Source organism: Fuscovulum ytuae (genome assembly GCF_029953595.1).
Lineage (GTDB): Bacteria > Pseudomonadota > Alphaproteobacteria > Rhodobacterales > Rhodobacteraceae > Paragemmobacter > Paragemmobacter ytuae.
On record NZ_CP124535.1, the window covers coordinates 1,850,183 to 1,864,826 of the forward strand.

The 14,644-nt window shown below is 63.3% G+C and carries 13 protein-coding genes and 1 pseudogene; 11 read left to right on the forward strand and 3 right to left on the reverse strand.

The features are described from left to right. Nucleotide 1: 1 nt before the first annotated feature. From QF092_RS08910 to QF092_RS08920, 3 genes are all read right to left on the reverse strand, one after another. On the reverse strand, nucleotides 2-550 hold the full coding sequence (locus tag QF092_RS08910; protein ID WP_281469542.1) for an NnrU family protein: 549 nt from the start codon (nucleotides 548-550) through the stop codon (nucleotides 2-4). 41 nt (nucleotides 551-591) lie between these two features. Continuing rightward, on the reverse strand, nucleotides 592-1,470 hold the full coding sequence (locus tag QF092_RS08915; protein ID WP_281469544.1) for an HpcH/HpaI aldolase/citrate lyase family protein: 879 nt from the start codon (nucleotides 1,468-1,470) through the stop codon (nucleotides 592-594). 95 nt (nucleotides 1,471-1,565) lie between these two features. Next, nucleotides 1,566-2,309, reverse strand: a complete 744-nt coding sequence (locus QF092_RS08920; RefSeq protein ID WP_281469546.1) for a sulfite exporter TauE/SafE family protein — start codon at nucleotides 2,307-2,309, stop codon at nucleotides 1,566-1,568. Nucleotides 2,310-2,479: 170 nt separating this feature from the next. Between QF092_RS08920 and mdh the strand changes: the two genes are divergently transcribed. The 11 genes and pseudogenes from mdh (at nucleotide 2,480) to lpdA (ending at nucleotide 14,631) form a co-directional block, all read left to right on the forward strand. Further along, on the forward strand, nucleotides 2,480-3,442 hold the full coding sequence (gene mdh, locus QF092_RS08925; protein ID WP_281469548.1) for a malate dehydrogenase: 963 nt from the start codon (nucleotides 2,480-2,482) through the stop codon (nucleotides 3,440-3,442). Nucleotides 3,443-3,515: 73 nt separating this feature from the next. Next, nucleotides 3,516-3,683: a hypothetical protein gene (locus tag QF092_RS08930; RefSeq protein WP_281469550.1), complete on the forward strand. Its 168-nt coding sequence runs from the start codon at nucleotides 3,516-3,518 to the stop codon at nucleotides 3,681-3,683. 282 nt (nucleotides 3,684-3,965) lie between these two features. Then, nucleotides 3,966-5,204 (forward strand): peptidase T, encoded by a 1,239-nt coding sequence (gene pepT, locus QF092_RS08935; protein ID WP_281469552.1) that lies wholly within the window; start codon nucleotides 3,966-3,968, stop codon nucleotides 5,202-5,204. Between the two features lie 18 nt (nucleotides 5,205-5,222). Continuing rightward, nucleotides 5,223-5,891: a class I SAM-dependent methyltransferase gene (locus QF092_RS08940; protein ID WP_281469553.1), complete on the forward strand. Its 669-nt coding sequence runs from the start codon at nucleotides 5,223-5,225 to the stop codon at nucleotides 5,889-5,891. A 208-nt stretch (nucleotides 5,892-6,099) separates the two neighbouring features. After that, on the forward strand, nucleotides 6,100-7,293 hold the full coding sequence (gene sucC, locus QF092_RS08945; protein WP_281469555.1) for an ADP-forming succinate--CoA ligase subunit beta: 1,194 nt from the start codon (nucleotides 6,100-6,102) through the stop codon (nucleotides 7,291-7,293). A 4-nt stretch (nucleotides 7,294-7,297) separates the two neighbouring features. Beyond that, on the forward strand, nucleotides 7,298-8,182 hold the full coding sequence (gene sucD, locus QF092_RS08950) for a succinate--CoA ligase subunit alpha (RefSeq protein ID WP_281469557.1): 885 nt from the start codon (nucleotides 7,298-7,300) through the stop codon (nucleotides 8,180-8,182). A gap of 15 nt (nucleotides 8,183-8,197) precedes the next feature. After that, on the forward strand, nucleotides 8,198-8,350 hold the full coding sequence (locus QF092_RS08955) for a hypothetical protein (protein WP_281469559.1): 153 nt from the start codon (nucleotides 8,198-8,200) through the stop codon (nucleotides 8,348-8,350). Between the two features lie 67 nt (nucleotides 8,351-8,417). Beyond that, a complete protein-coding gene (locus QF092_RS08960; protein ID WP_281469561.1) occupies nucleotides 8,418-11,384 on the forward strand; it encodes a 2-oxoglutarate dehydrogenase E1 component in 2,967 nt (988 codons plus the stop codon). A 53-nt stretch (nucleotides 11,385-11,437) separates the two neighbouring features. Continuing rightward, a pseudogene (gene odhB, locus QF092_RS08965) lies at nucleotides 11,438-12,682 on the forward strand (2-oxoglutarate dehydrogenase complex dihydrolipoyllysine-residue succinyltransferase); the annotation flags it as partial. A 78-nt stretch (nucleotides 12,683-12,760) separates the two neighbouring features. After that, complete coding sequence (locus QF092_RS08970) at nucleotides 12,761-13,156, forward strand: MAPEG family protein (RefSeq protein ID WP_281469565.1); 396 nt, start codon at nucleotides 12,761-12,763, stop codon at nucleotides 13,154-13,156. Between the two features lie 86 nt (nucleotides 13,157-13,242). After that, entirely contained in the window at nucleotides 13,243-14,631 is a 1,389-nt protein-coding gene (gene lpdA / locus QF092_RS08975) for a dihydrolipoyl dehydrogenase (RefSeq protein WP_281469567.1), read from the forward strand. The last annotated feature ends 13 nt before the right edge of the window (nucleotides 14,632-14,644 follow it).

Below are 14,644 nucleotides of genomic sequence, written 5' to 3' on the forward strand. Positions count from 1 at the left end.
TTTACCCCCACGGCTGGATGCCCAACCAGTTGTGGATCAGCATGATCCCCACCGTCACCACCACGGTCGCCACGATGGCCTTCACCTCTGCGCCGGGCTTTGCCACCGGCGGGGTCCAGTCGCGTTGCGCCCGGTTGATCAGGATCACCGACACCACCGCCCAAGCCAGCAATCCACCAAACAGGATGAAGGATGGCAGATCGCCATTCACCAGAAGATGCGCCACCGCCCAGGTCTTCACCGCCGTCAACTGCGGGTGCCGGATCTTCCGCGCCAGTGCCGATTTCGCGCCGGATGCCGCGTAAAGATAAACCGCCAGCAGCATCAACAGGTTGTTGATCCCCACCAGCGCCGGGTTGCGCCCCCACCACACATCCGCCTCGGGCCGCGCCGCGCCATAGCCGAAATACATCATCACGACCGAGGCCAGCACCGCCACCGCCACCAGCCCCTTGCCCGCATCGCCAAGGCCCGCCCGCGCCCCCGGCGCCACACGCTTGAACAGATGCGCCGCCCACCACAGGGCCACGCCAAGGATCAACAGGGTCATCGCTCTACCTCCAAAGGCTTAAATGCGCGCGCACCCTGCCCCTATTCTGCGCCCACCGCAATTCTCTCGGCAGTCATCGCCTGTGCCCGGATCGCCTCCATCTTCGCCAGCACGGCCTGCGCGGTCACCACATGCAGGTTCTCCACGATCCGCCCGTCCAGCACGGCCACGCCCTGCCCCTGCGCCTGTGCCGCGTTGAAAGCCTCGATCTGCCGCCGTGCCAGATCGACCTCGGCCTCGCTCGGCGCAAAGGCTTCATTCGTGATCTCCACCTGCGCGGGATGGATCAACGTCTTGCCATCAAACCCCATGTCGCGCCCCTGCGCGCATTCCGCGGCCAGCCCCGCCTCATCCTTGAAAGCGTTATAGACCCCGTCCACGATCACCCGCCCCGATGCCTTCGCCGCCAAAAGGCACAGCCCCAGCCCCGTCATCAGCGGCATCCGATCCGCCCGGAAACGGCTGCCCAATTCCTTGGCCAGATCATTGGTGCCCATCACCATCCCCTCCAGCCGGGGATGGGCGGCAATCGCGGCGGCGTTCAGCATGCCCAAAGCCGTTTCCATCATCGCCCAAAGCGGCATCTCGCCCGTCACCGCCGCCACAGCGTCCAGATCGGCAGGCCCATTCACCTTGGGCACAAGGATCGCATCCACCCCCGGATGGTCGGCAAAGGCCGCCGCATCGGCCCGCCCCCATTCGGTATCGAACCCGTTGATCCGCACGATCCGCGCGCGGGGTCCATAGTCCACCTCGGCCAGAAACCGCGCGAGCGTCGCCCGCGCCGCCGCCTTCTCATCCGGGGCCACGGCATCCTCCAGATCGAAGATGATCGCGTCCACCGCCAGATCACGCGCCTTTTCCAGCGCCCGCTCCTTCGATCCGGGGATATACAGGACAGATCGGTAGGGCCGCAGCATCGGATTCGCCTCCACGCAAGATTGTTTCGCCCAAAGGCATCATTTCGGAAGTTTCAGCAAGCCCCAATTTGCCGCAGCGCAGCAAAACCCGCGTATCAGCCCCGCAAGCCCGTCCACAAAAGTTGCACCGACAGGATCAAAAGCGCCCAGATCACCAACCGGAAGAACAGCTTGTCCGGCAGCACCTTTACCAACCAGACCCCCGCAAAGACCGCCGCCGCCGCAATCGGCATCAGCATCAGCGCCACCTTCATATTCGACGCCGTCAACTGCCCCAATTGCCAATAGGGGATCAGTTTGGCCGCATTGATCACCGAAAAGGCGATGGTTGATGTGCCTGCAAAGACCGTCTTCGTCATCTTCAAGGGCAGGGTATAGACCTGATAGGGCGGCCCGCCCGAATGGCTGACAAAACTGGTAAAGCCCGACACCGCACCCCAGAACAGCCCCGGCGCCACTTCTGCCCGGCGCGGCGGGCCATCTGGCCGCCCCCGCAGGATCAGGTTCAGCGCGAAGGTGATCCCGATCACCCCAACCAGAACCCGCACCCAATGCTCTGACACGACAGAGGCCGCCGCCCAGCCCACCCCGATCCCCACCAGCGCACCGGGCAGAATGATCGCCAGGACGCGCCCGTCGAAATCGCGCCGATAGGCCCACAGCCCGAACATGTCCGACACCACATAAACGGGTAGCAGCAACCCTGCCGCCGTCACCGGGCTGATCGTCAGGGCAAGGATCGGCACGCTCAGCATGCCCACGATGGGAATGCCGCCCTTGCCCGCGCCGACGCAGACCGCCGCTGCCACTGCAGCCATCCAGAATCCCGGCCCGTCCATGCCCGCCCCTTCATTCGCCTTCGCGCTTTAGCGCAAACAGGCTGCCCCCGCCACCACCCTGCCGCATTTGCCGCATGCCATTGTATACCGAACAGCCACCGTAACGCTTGCCAGACGGCGCGGAGGGGCGTAGCAAACCCCCGACTCACCAAAGACGGAGGATCCGGACCATGGCACGACCCAAGATCGCCCTCATCGGCGCCGGCCAGATCGGCGGCACGCTCGCCCATCTCGCCGCCATCAAGGAACTCGGCGATGTGGTGCTTTTCGACATCGCCGAAGGCACGCCGCAGGGCAAGTCGCTCGATATCGCACAATCCGGCCCCTCCGAAGGCTTTGACGCCACGATGAAGGGCACCAATGACTATGCCGATATCGCAGGGGCCGATGTCTGCATCGTCACCGCAGGCGTGCCGCGCAAGCCGGGCATGTCGCGCGACGACCTTCTGGGCATCAACCTCAAGGTCATGAAATCCGTGGGCGAAGGCATCAAGGCCCATGCCCCGAACGCCTTCGTGATCTGCATCACCAACCCGCTCGATGCCATGGTCTGGGCGCTGCGTGAATTTTCGGGCCTGCCCCACAACATGGTGGTCGGCATGGCCGGCGTCCTCGATTCTGCCCGCTTCCGCCACTTCCTCTCGGTCGAATTCAACGTCTCCATGCGCGACGTGACGGCCTTCGTTCTTGGCGGCCATGGCGACACGATGGTCCCGCTGACCCGCTATTCCACCGTCGCGGGCATCCCGCTGCCCGATCTGGTGCAGATGGGCTGGACCACGCAGGAAAAACTGGATGCCATCGTCCAGCGCACCCGCGATGGCGGGGCCGAGATTGTGGGCCTGCTGAAAACCGGCTCCGCCTTCTACGCGCCCGCAACCTCGGCCATCGAAATGGCCGAAGCCTTCCTCAAGGATCAAAAGCGTCTGCTGCCCTGCGCCGCCTATGTGAAAGGCGCCTATGGGCTGGATGGCCTCTATGTCGGCGTGCCGACGATCATCGGCAAGAACGGCATTGAACGCATCGTGGACATCAAACTGAACGCCGCCGAACAGGCGATGATGGACAAGTCGGTGGATGCGGTGAAGGGCCTTGTCGCCGCCTGCAAGGGCATCGACCCGTCGCTGGCCTGATTGCCTGACCCATGCTAATCCAAGGGGGCGTTCCGCAGGGAACGCCCTTCTTTTTTCCTGAAAGGCCTATCCCATGGACTACGGCAAAGCCGGCAACCCCAAAGCCGCCAAGGATGCCCATCACCCGCATGATCAACCCCGCCGCGGCGCGCCCAAGGGCGATGCCAAGGCCGCCGCGAAAAAGGAAGAACTCCTTGCCCGCATGAAGGCCGCCGCCGAGGCGCGCAAACCCAAGGATTGACCGAAGGCGCAGATGGGCCAAACGGCCCATCCTACCCCGTCATGTCAGTCTACAGGATGGGCCATGCCGCCCCTCATCCTCGGCATACCGTGCAAATTCGCACCATTAACCATAATCACGCCCCCAACCCTCTCCAAATTTGTATGCACACTTTGCTGCACAAAACCCGGCACAAAACAGGGCACAACCGTTTTCCGCCAACCCCCTGAAATCACAGCCCAAACCGCAAGAGATTGACTTCCCCCCGCCCCCACGGCCACATCGCGCCAAAGGGGACCAGCCATGACCGCACGCACCGAAGACCTCGCCGCCCGCCTGATGCGCTATTGCGCCATCGACAGCCAGTCCGATGCCGATAGTCCGGCGCAGCCTTCCACCGCCATCCAGCTCAACCTCGCCCGCCTTCTGGTGCAAGAACTTGAAATCATGGGCGCTTCCGACATTCGCCTGACCGATTACGGCACCGTCCTCGCCACCATCCCCGGCACTGCCGAAGGGCCGACCATCGGCTTTCTCGCCCATATGGACACCGCCCCCCAGTTCAACGCCACCGGCGTCAAACCCCGCCTGATCCGCGGCTATAATGGCGGCGCGATCACATACCCTGACAATCCGACCCTCACACTCACCCCCGAAGCCTCGCCTAACCTGTTGAAAAAGCTGGGCCATGACATCGTCACCGCCTCCGGCACCACCCTCCTTGGCGCCGATGACAAGGCCGGCATCGCCATCATCCTTCACACCGCCGCGGCGCTGCTGAAAGACCCCTCCATCCCCCACGGCCCGATCCGCCTCGCCTTCACGCCCGACGAAGAAATCGGCCGCGGCGTCGACCAGCGCCTGCCATCCGATCTGAATGTCGATTGGGCCTATACCTTCGACGGCGGCGAGGCGGGCGAGATCGAATTTGAAACCTTCTCCGCCGACGGGGCCGAGGTGAAAATCGAAGGCGTCTCCATCCATCCCGGATGGGCCAAGGGCAAGATGGTCAACGCCATCCATCTTGCCAGCAAGATCATCGCGGCCCTCCCACAGCATACGATGCTGCCGGAACTGACCGATGGCCGCGACGGGTTCATTCATGCAACCGATATGACGGGCGGCTCCTCCGCCATGACCCTGCGCTTCATCCTGCGCGATTTCGAACGTCAGGGCCTTGAAGAGAAAGGTAAAATCCTGCGCGCGGTCTGCGACGCCGTGCAGGCCACGGAACCCCGCGCCACCATCACCTGCACCATCACGCCGCAATATCGCAACATGCGCTACTGGCTGGAAAACGACATGCGCCCCGTCACGCTGGCGCAGGATGCCTGCCGCGATATCGGGCTTGACCCTGTCTCCGTCCCGATCCGGGGCGGCACCGATGGGTCGCGGCTGACCGAAATGGGCGTGCCCTGCCCCAACCTTTTTACCGGAATGCAGGAAATTCACGGGCCTCTGGAATGGGTGTCGGTGCAGGATATGGAACGCGCCTCGGACCTGATGCTCGCCCTCCTGCGCCGCGTTGTGGCGCAAGCGTAGGTTGGGCAATCGGGCCCTATGAGACATCCCTCCCCCTACGCCGCCCCCGGTTTCTACGACAAGGCCTTGGCCGATGGCCGCCACCGCGACATCGTCGGCGGCCGCTGGGAGGAAACGCCCCGTATCGTGCTGCCCCTCCTCACCCGGCACGGCCTGACCGCCAAAGACCACCTCCTCGACATCGGCGCAGGCAGCCTGCGCCTTGGCCGTCACCTCGCCGCCATGGTCACCGCCTATTGGGCGACGGATGCCTCCCGCGCCCTCATGCTTAAGGGTTGGGAAACCGAGCTGGATGACACTGCCCGCCACGACCTCCCACAAGACCACCTCGTCGAAGACGCCGCCTTTCTCTATCCCAACATCCCCGACACGATCACCTTCGTCCTCGCCTTCGCGGTTTTCACCCATCTCCCAGCACAGGATCTTCACACCGCCTTAACCAATCTCCGCCCCCGCTTTCCGCATCTGCGGCGGATCATCTTCACCCTCTTCCTCGCCCCCGAAGGCCATCATGGCCCCTACCGTCAGGCGGATGGCGTCGTCACCCATCCCGACCGATTTCCATGGCACATGACCGAAGGGAAAGCCCTCTCCATCTCTGCCGCCGCAGGTTTCACGGCCACCGCCCATCCCCATCGCCTGCCGCGCGGGCAGGTGATGTTTACCGCCGAACCGACGGCCCCGTAGGATGGTCTGTACGGCCCATACAGACGGCTGGAACCCGCGAATCACCCTTTATCGCTAACGGTTTCCTGCTTGTGATCACACATTTTCGGCGTGTGATCACAAAATGTCGATTTTTGGCCCGAAACCACTGCATACCATAGAATACCGTTTCACCCCTGCCCCTTTCCATGTCATTCCACCGCAAAACCACAGCGATGGGACGGCTACGATGAACATCCATGAATATCAGGCCAAGGCGCTGCTGCGCCAATATGGCGTCCCGGTCTCGGATGGGCGCGTCGTCCTGAAGGCCGAAGAAGCGAAGGCGGCGGCAGGTGAGCTTGACGGTCCGCTCTGGGTGGTGAAGGCCCAGATTCATGCCGGCGGTCGCGGCAAGGGCAGCTTCAAGGAACCCGAAGCTGGCGAAAAGGGCGGCGTCCGCCTTGCCCGCTCCGTCACCGAAGCCGACCAATTCGCCCGCCAGATGCTGGGCCGCACCCTCGTGACCATCCAGACCGGCCCGGCCGGCAAGCAGGTCAACCGCATCTATATCGAAGACGGCTCCGACATCGCGCGCGAACTTTACCTCGCGATCCTGATCGACCGTCAGACCTCGCGCATTTCCTTCGTCGCCTCCACCGAAGGCGGCATGTCGATCGAAGACGTGGCCCATGACACGCCTGAAAAGATCGTCTCCTTCTCGGTCGATCCCGCCACCGGCCTGTCCGATTTCCACGGCCGCCGCGTCGCCTTCGCGCTGAAACTCGAAGGCCAGCAGGTCAAGCAATGCGTGGCGCTGGTGAAGAACCTCTACCGTCTCTTCGTCGAAAAAGACATGGAGATGCTAGAGATCAACCCGCTCGTGGTGATGACCAATGGCAACCTGAAATGCCTCGACGCCAAGATGGGCTTTGACAGCAACGCCCTCTACCGCCACCCCGACATCGCCGCCCTGCGGGATGAAACGGAAGAAGACCCCAAAGAACTCGCCGCCTCGAAATTCGACCTCAACTACATCGCCTTGGATGGCGAGATTGGTTGCATGGTCAATGGCGCGGGCCTTGCGATGGCCACGATGGACATCATCAAGCTTTACGGGGCCGAACCCGCCAACTTCCTTGACGTCGGCGGTGGCGCCACCAAGGAAAAGGTGACCGAGGCGTTCAAGATCATCACCTCCGACCCGAACGTCAAAGGCATCCTCGTCAACATCTTCGGCGGCATCATGCGCTGCGACATCATCGCCGAAGGCGTGATCGCGGCGGTCAAGGAGGTGGGGCTGAAGGTTCCGCTCGTCGTGCGTCTGGAAGGCACGAATGTCGAACTTGGCAAAGAGATCATCAACAAATCCGGTCTGAACGTGATCGCCGCCGACAACCTGTCGGATGCCGCCCAGAAGATCGTCAAAGCGGTGAAGGGGTAATCCAATGGCCGTTCTCGTCAACGAAAACACCCGCGTCATTTGCCAAGGCTTCACCGGCAGCCAAGGCACCTTCCACTCCGAACAGGCCATCGCCTACGGGACCAAAATGGTCGGCGGCGTGACCCCCGGCAAAGGCGGCAGCACGCATCTTAACCTCCCGGTATTCGACTCGGTGCATGAAGCGAAGGCCATGACCCAAGCCAATGCCAGCGTGATCTACGTCCCCCCGCCCTTCGCGGCCGACTCCATCCTCGAGGCCATTGATGCCGAGATGGAGCTGATCGTCTGCATCACCGAAGGCATCCCCGTCCTTGACATGATGAAGGTCAAGCGCGCGCTGGAAGGGTCGAAATCCCGCCTGATCGGGCCGAACTGCCCCGGCGTCATCACGCCGGATGCCTGCAAGATCGGCATCATGCCGGGCCATATCCACAAGCGCGGCTCGGTCGGTGTCGTCTCGCGCTCCGGCACCCTGACCTATGAGGCGGTCAAGCAGACCTCCGATCTGGGCCTTGGCCAATCCTCCGCCGTGGGCATTGGCGGCGACCCGATCAAGGGCACCGAACATATCGACGTGCTTGAGATGTTCCTCGCCGACCCCGAAACGCAGTCGATCATCATGATCGGCGAAATCGGTGGTTCCGCCGAAGAAGAGGCCGCGCAATTCCTGAAGGACGAGGCAAAGCGTGGCCGCGCCAAGCCCTGCGCCGGCTTCATCGCGGGCCGCACCGCACCTCCCGGCCGTCGCATGGGCCATGCTGGCGCGATCGTTGCAGGGGGCAAGGGCGACGCAGAGTCGAAGATCGAGGCGATGCGCTCGGCAGGCATCGTGGTGGCTGACAGCCCCGCGACGCTGGGCGAGGCGGTGATGAAGTCGCTCGGCAAGTAAACGGAGGCAAGGGCAATGGAGGAAACGACGATGGATCTACGCGCGAAAACCGTCATGGCCTCCTTCCTTGCCCTGCTCGCGCTTCTGGCGCTGGCCGCGTGGACATCGCTCGGCCAGGCCGAACCCAACCGCGCCCTGAAAGGCGCGGTTTTCGGACAGACAGACTAGGTTTTTCCATTCAGGCGGGCCGGGACGCCGGTCCGCCCTTTCCCGCGACGGCGGAGGATCACAGGACATGACCGAACACAGCCCCAACGACCAGTTCCACGCCTCCAGCTTTCTGCAAGGCCATAACGCGGAATATATCGATCAGCTTCAGGCCCGCTATGCGCAGGACCCGAACTCGGTCGATGCCGCATGGGCGGAATTTTTCCGCGCCCTTGGCGACAGCGACCTCGACGCCAAGCGTCAGGCGCAAGGCCCCTCTTGGGCACGCGCCGATTGGCCACCCTCGCCCGCCGATGATCTGACCGCCGCGCTGACCGGCGAATGGCCCGCGCCCCCGGCCAAAGAGGCCAAAGCCGCCGCCGCCAAGATCGCCGAAAAGGCCGCCGAAAAGGGCGTCTCGCTGTCCGACGCGCAACTGCAACGCGCCGTGCTCGACAGCATCCGCGCGCTGATGATCATCCGCGCCTACCGTATTCGCGGCCATCTCGTGGCCGATCTTGATCCGCTGGGGATGCGCGAAACCACGCCGCACCCGGAACTCGACCCGGCCTCCTACGGCTTCACCGAAGCCGACATGGACCGCCCGATCTTCATCGACAAGGTGCTTGGCCTCGAAATGGCCTCCATGCGCCAGATCATCGAGATCGTGCGCCGCACCTATTGCGGCACCTTCGCCCTGCAATACATGCACATTTCCGATCCCGAACAGGCCTCATGGCTCAAGGAACGGATCGAAGGCTACGGCAAGGAGATCGCCTTCACCCGCGAAGGCCGCCGCGCCATCCTGAACAAGCTGGTTGAGGCGGAAGGCTTCGAAAAATTCCTCCATGTCAAATACATGGGAACCAAGCGTTTCGGCCTTGACGGGGGCGAGGCGCTCATCCCTGCGATGGAACAGATCATCAAGCGGGGCGGTGCCCTTGGCGTTCGGGAAATCGTCATCGGCATGCCCCATCGGGGCCGCCTGTCGGTTCTCGCCAATGTGATGCAGAAACCCTACCGCGCCATCTTCCACGAATTCCAAGGCGGCTCCTACAAGCCCGAAGATGTGGATGGCTCCGGCGACGTGAAATACCACCTCGGCGCCTCGTCCGACCGCACCTTCGACGGCAACACCGTCCACCTGTCGCTGACTGCCAACCCCTCGCACCTTGAGGCGGTCAATCCCGTCGTGCTGGGCAAGGTCCGCGCCAAACAGGATCAGTTCGGCGACCAAACCACCCGCTCCTCCGTCCTGCCGATCCTGCTCCATGGCGACGCGGCCTTCGCGGGTCAGGGCGTGGTGGCCGAATGCTTCGGCCTTTCCGGCCTGCGCGGCCACCGCACGGGCGGCACGATCCATATCGTGGTGAACAACCAGATCGGCTTCACCACCGCGCCGCACTTCTCGCGCTCCTCGCCCTATCCCACCGACATCGCCCTGATGGTCGAGGCGCCCATCTTCCACGTCAACGGCGACGACCCCGAAGCGGTGGTCCACGCCGCCCGCGTCGCCACCGAATTCCGCCAGAAATTCCAAAGGGACGTGGTGCTCGACATCTTCTGCTATCGCCGCTTCGGCCATAACGAAGGCGACGAGCCGATGTTCACCAATCCGGCGATGTATACCCGGATCAAAAAGCAGAAGACCACGCTTCAGCTTTACACCGAACGCCTCGTGAAAGACGGCCTCATCCCGGAAGGCGAGATCGAGGATATGAAGGCTGCCTTCCAAGCCCGCCTGAACGAGGAATTCGAGATCGGCAAGAATTTCAAGCCGAACAAGGCCGACTGGCTGGATGGCCGTTGGTCGGGGCTGGACCGCGAGAAAGAGGAATACCAGCCCGGTCAGACCGCCATCAAACCCGAAACGATGAAAGAGGTGGGCCAAGCCCTGACCCGCATCCCCGACGGGTTTGATATCCACAAGACCGTGGCCCGCCAACTCGACGCCAAGGCCAAAATGTTCGAAACCGGCAAGGGCTTTGACTGGGCCACGGCCGAGGCGCTTGCCTTCGGATCGCTGGCTGTCGAAGGCTTCCCCGTCCGACTGGCAGGTCAGGATTGCACGCGCGGCACCTTCTCGCAGCGCCACTCCGCCTTCATCGACCAGTCGACCGAGGAACGCTATTACCCGCTCAACCACATCCGCGCGGGTCAGGCCCGGTATGAAGTCATCGATTCCATGCTGTCGGAATACGCGGTTCTGGGCTTCGAATACGGCTATTCGCTGGCCGAACCCAACGCGCTCGTGATGTGGGAGGCGCAGTTTGGCGATTTCGCCAATGGCGCGCAGATCATGTTCGACCAGTTCATCAATTCCGGCGAACGCAAATGGCTGCGGATGTCGGGCCTTGTGATGCTGCTGCCCCATGGCTTCGAAGGTCAGGGTCCGGAACATTCCTCCGCCCGTCTGGAACGCTTCCTCCAGCTGTCGGCCGAAGATAACTGGATCGTGGCGAACTGCTCCACCCCGGCGAACTACTTCCACATCCTTCGCCGCCAGATCCACCGCAGCTTCCGCAAGCCGCTGGTCCTGATGACGCCCAAATCGCTCCTGCGTCACCCGATGTGCATCAGCGATGCGGAAGATTTCACCACCGGCTCCACCTTCCACCGCGTTCTCTGGGACGATGCGCAAAAGGGCCACTCGGACCTGAAGCTTAAGCCCGATGCCAAGATCAAGCGCGTCGTCATCTGCTCGGGCAAGGTCTATTACGACCTGCTCGCCGAACGCGACAAGCGCGGGCTGGAAGATGTCTACCTTCTGCGTCTGGAACAGTTCTACCCCTTCCCCGCCATGGCGATGGTCAAAGAGTTGGAACGCTTCAAGGGCGCGGAAATCATCTGGTGCCAGGAAGAACCGAAAAATCAGGGCGGCTGGACCTTCGTCGAACCCAATCTCGAATGGGTTCTCACCCGCATCGGGGCAAAGCACAGCCGCGCCACCTATGCCGGTCGCGCGGCCTCTGCCTCGCCCGCCACGGGCCTCGCCTCGCGCCACAAGGCCGAGCAGGAGGCACTGGTGAACGACGCTCTCGGCGTTTCCGCCTGATCCCATCCCGCCCGCGCCACCCCGGCGCGGGCCAGACCAACCGATAGGCGCCCCAAAGCGGCGCGGAGGAACCGAAGATGACCGATGTTATGGTGCCCGCCCTTGGCGAAAGCGTGTCCGAGGCCACCGTTTCGACCTGGTTCAAAAAGCCAGGCGATTACGTGAAGCAGGACGAAATGCTGTGCGAGCTTGAGACTGACAAGGTCTCGGTCGAAGTGCCCGCCCCCGTGTCCGGCACGCTGGCCGAAATCCTTGCCCCCGAAGGCGCGACCGTGGCCGCCAATGCCCGCCTTGCCATCATGACCGAGGGTGCCGCTGCCGCCGCCCCGGCCCCCGCCGCCAAGGCCGAAGCTGCGCCCGCCCCGGCCCCGGCTGCCCCGGCCGCCAAGGATGTCGAAGACGCCCCCGCCGCGAAAAAGGCAATGGCCGAGGCTGGCCTTTCCCGCGATCAGGTGCAGGCCACCGGCCGCGATGGCCGCGTGATGAAAGAGGATGTCGCCCGCACCGTGGCCGGCGCCGCTGGTGCCGCCGCCGCCGCCGTGGCCCCCGCGCCGGCCCCGGCCGCCATCCCGCGCGCGCCCGTCCCCGCCGACGATGCCGCACGCGAAGAGCGGGTCAAGATGACCCGCCTCCGCCAGACCATCGCCCGCCGCCTGAAGGACGCGCAGAACACCGCCGCGATGCTCACGACCTATAACGAGGTCGACATGTCCGGCATCATGGAGCTGCGCAACACCTACAAGGACGCGTTTGAGAAAAAGCACGGCGTCAAGATGGGCTTCATGTCCTTCTTCGTGAAAGCCTGCTGCCACGCCCTGAAAGAGGTGCCCGAGGTTAATGCCGAAATCGACGGCACCGACATCGTCTACAAGAACTACGTCCATATGGGCGTGGCCGTCGGCACGCCTTCGGGCCTCGTCGTGCCGGTCGTGCGGGACGCCGATCAGATGGGCTTTGCCCAGATCGAAAAGAAGATCGCCGAACTGGGCGTCCGCGCCCGCGACGGGAAACTGTCGATGGCCGAAATGCAGGGCGGCTCCTTCACCATCTCGAACGGCGGGGTCTATGGCTCGCTCATGTCCTCGCCGATCCTGAATCCGCCGCAATCGGGGATTCTGGGGATGCACAAGATTCAGGACCGCCCCGTGGTGGTGAACGGCCAGATCGTCATCCGCCCGATGATGTATCTCGCGCTGAGCTACGACCACCGCATCGTCGATGGCAAGGGTGCCGTGACCTTCCTCGTCCGCGTCAAGGACGCCTTGGAAGATCCGCGCCGGTTGTTGATGGATCTCTGACCCTCAGGATGGGCAATATAGCCCATCCTACAAGGGCTGCGGGGCCCCGCCCCGCAGCGCTCCAACCGAGACAGCCCCATGACCCCCGAACTCACCGCCCTCACCCTCGCTGGCCTTCTCCAGATGGTGCAGTTCATCCTTTTCGCCGTTCCCGCCAACATGGAACTTGGCACCCGCTACACCTCCGGCCCCCGCGACACGGCCCCGGAACGGCCCCTGTCCACCCTCACCGGCCGTCTGCAACGCGCGCTCAACAACCATTTCGAAGGGCTGATCCTCTTCACCCTCGCGGTTGTGGTCATCACCGTCTCGGACCAGTCCACCGCCTTCACCGCCGCCTGCGCCTTCGCCTATCTTGGGGCGCGCATCCTCTACATCCCGGCCTATGCGCTCGGCTGGCGTCTCTGGCGCTCGGTCATCTGGGCGGTGGGCTGGTTCGCCACGCTCGGCCTCCTGCTGGCCGCGCTGATTTGACATGATTTGTATGCACAGTTGTCTGCACAGTTTGCTGCACAAAATCCGGCACAACGCAGACAGACCCGAAAGGAAGGAACCGACCCATGGCTGAGTTTGACGTCATCATCATCGGCGGCGGCCCCGGCGGCTATGTCTGCGCAATCCGCTGCGCCCAGCTGGGCCTGAAAACCGCCGTGGTCGAGGGGCGCGAAACCCTTGGGGGCACTTGCCTGAACGTCGGCTGCATCCCGTCGAAAGCGCTTTTGAACGCCACCCACCACCTGCACGAAGCCCATGAAAACTTTGAAAAAATGGGGCTCATGGGGGCAGCGCCCAAGGTCGATTGGGCGCGTATGCTGGGCTATAAGGACGATGTGATCGGCCAGAACACCAAGGGCATCGAATTCCTGTTCAAGAAGAATAAGGTCACATGGCTCAAGGGCTGGGGCAGCATCCCGGCCCCCGGTCAGGTCAAGGTGGGCGATGAGGTCCATGCCGCGAAAAACATCGTGATCGCAACCGGTTCCGAGTCGTCTCCCTTGAACGGCGTGACCATCGACGAAGAGACCATCGTCACCTCCACCGGCGCGCTCGCGCTGAAATCCATCCCCAAGAAACTCGCCGTCATCGGCGCAGGCGTCATCGGCCTCGAAATGGGCTCCGTCTATGCCCGCCTCGGTTCCGAGGTGACGGTGATCGAATATCTCGACGCCATCACCCCCGGCATGGATGCCGAAGTCGCCAAGACCTTCCAGCGCATCCTGACGAAACAGGGCCTGAAATTCATCCTCGGCGCCGCCGTGCAGGGCGTGGACAAGGGCAAAAAGGGCGCAACCATCCGCTACAAGCTGCGCAAGAACGATACCGAGGCCACGCTTGACGCCGACACCGTCCTCGTCGCCACAGGCCGCCGCCCCTATGTCGCAGGGCTGGGGCTAGAGGCGCTGGGGGTCGAGATGCTGCCCCGCGGCCAAGTCAAGACCGACAGCCATTTCGCCACCAATATCAACGGCCTCTACGCCATCGGTGATGCGATCTTCGGCCCCATGCTCGCCCATAAGGCCGAAGATGAAGGCATGGCGCTGGCCGAAATCCTTGCCGGCAAGGCGGGTCATGTGAATTACGACGTCATCCCCGGCGTGATCTACACCACGCCCGAAGTGGCCTCCGTCGGCAAGACCGAGGAACAGCTGAAAGAGGAAGGCCGCGCCTATAAGGTCGGCAAGTTCTCCTTCATGGGCAATGGCCGCGCCAAAGCTGTGTTCCAAGGCGAAGGCTTCGTCAAACTCCTCGCCGACAAGGCGACAGATCGCATCCTTGGCGCGCATATCATCGGCCCGATGGCAGGCGACCTGATCCATGAGATTTGCGTCGCCATGGAATTCGGTGCCTCGGCCCAAGACCTCGCGCTGACCTGCCACGCCCACCCGACCTATTCCGAAGCGGTGCGCGAGGCGGCGCTCGCCTGCGGCGACGGTGCGATCCACGCCTGATACCAGATAGAAA

Bases quoted from the DNA above. Each gene is read 5' to 3' on its own strand.
- pepT (WP_281469552.1), top strand. From the start codon at position 3,966: ATGACCGCACGCACCGAAGACCTCGCCGCCCGCCTGATGCGCTATTGC.
- QF092_RS08910 (WP_281469542.1), bottom strand. From the start codon at position 550: ATGACCCTGTTGATCCTTGGCGTGGCCCTGTGGTGGGCGGCGCATCTG.
- QF092_RS08940 (WP_281469553.1), top strand. From the start codon at position 5,223: ATGAGACATCCCTCCCCCTACGCCGCCCCCGGTTTCTACGACAAGGCC.
- QF092_RS08960 (WP_281469561.1), top strand. From the start codon at position 8,418: ATGACCGAACACAGCCCCAACGACCAGTTCCACGCCTCCAGCTTTCTG.
- QF092_RS08920 (WP_281469546.1), bottom strand. From the start codon at position 2,309: ATGGACGGGCCGGGATTCTGGATGGCTGCAGTGGCAGCGGCGGTCTGC.
- QF092_RS08955 (WP_281469559.1), top strand. From the start codon at position 8,198: ATGGAGGAAACGACGATGGATCTACGCGCGAAAACCGTCATGGCCTCC.
- QF092_RS08970 (WP_281469565.1), top strand. From the start codon at position 12,761: ATGACCCCCGAACTCACCGCCCTCACCCTCGCTGGCCTTCTCCAGATG.
- sucC (WP_281469555.1), top strand. From the start codon at position 6,100: ATGAACATCCATGAATATCAGGCCAAGGCGCTGCTGCGCCAATATGGC.
- QF092_RS08915 (WP_281469544.1), bottom strand. From the start codon at position 1,470: ATGCTGCGGCCCTACCGATCTGTCCTGTATATCCCCGGATCGAAGGAG.
- QF092_RS08930 (WP_281469550.1), top strand. From the start codon at position 3,516: ATGGACTACGGCAAAGCCGGCAACCCCAAAGCCGCCAAGGATGCCCAT.
- lpdA (WP_281469567.1), top strand. From the start codon at position 13,243: ATGGCTGAGTTTGACGTCATCATCATCGGCGGCGGCCCCGGCGGCTAT.
- sucD (WP_281469557.1), top strand. From the start codon at position 7,298: ATGGCCGTTCTCGTCAACGAAAACACCCGCGTCATTTGCCAAGGCTTC.
- mdh (WP_281469548.1), top strand. From the start codon at position 2,480: ATGGCACGACCCAAGATCGCCCTCATCGGCGCCGGCCAGATCGGCGGC.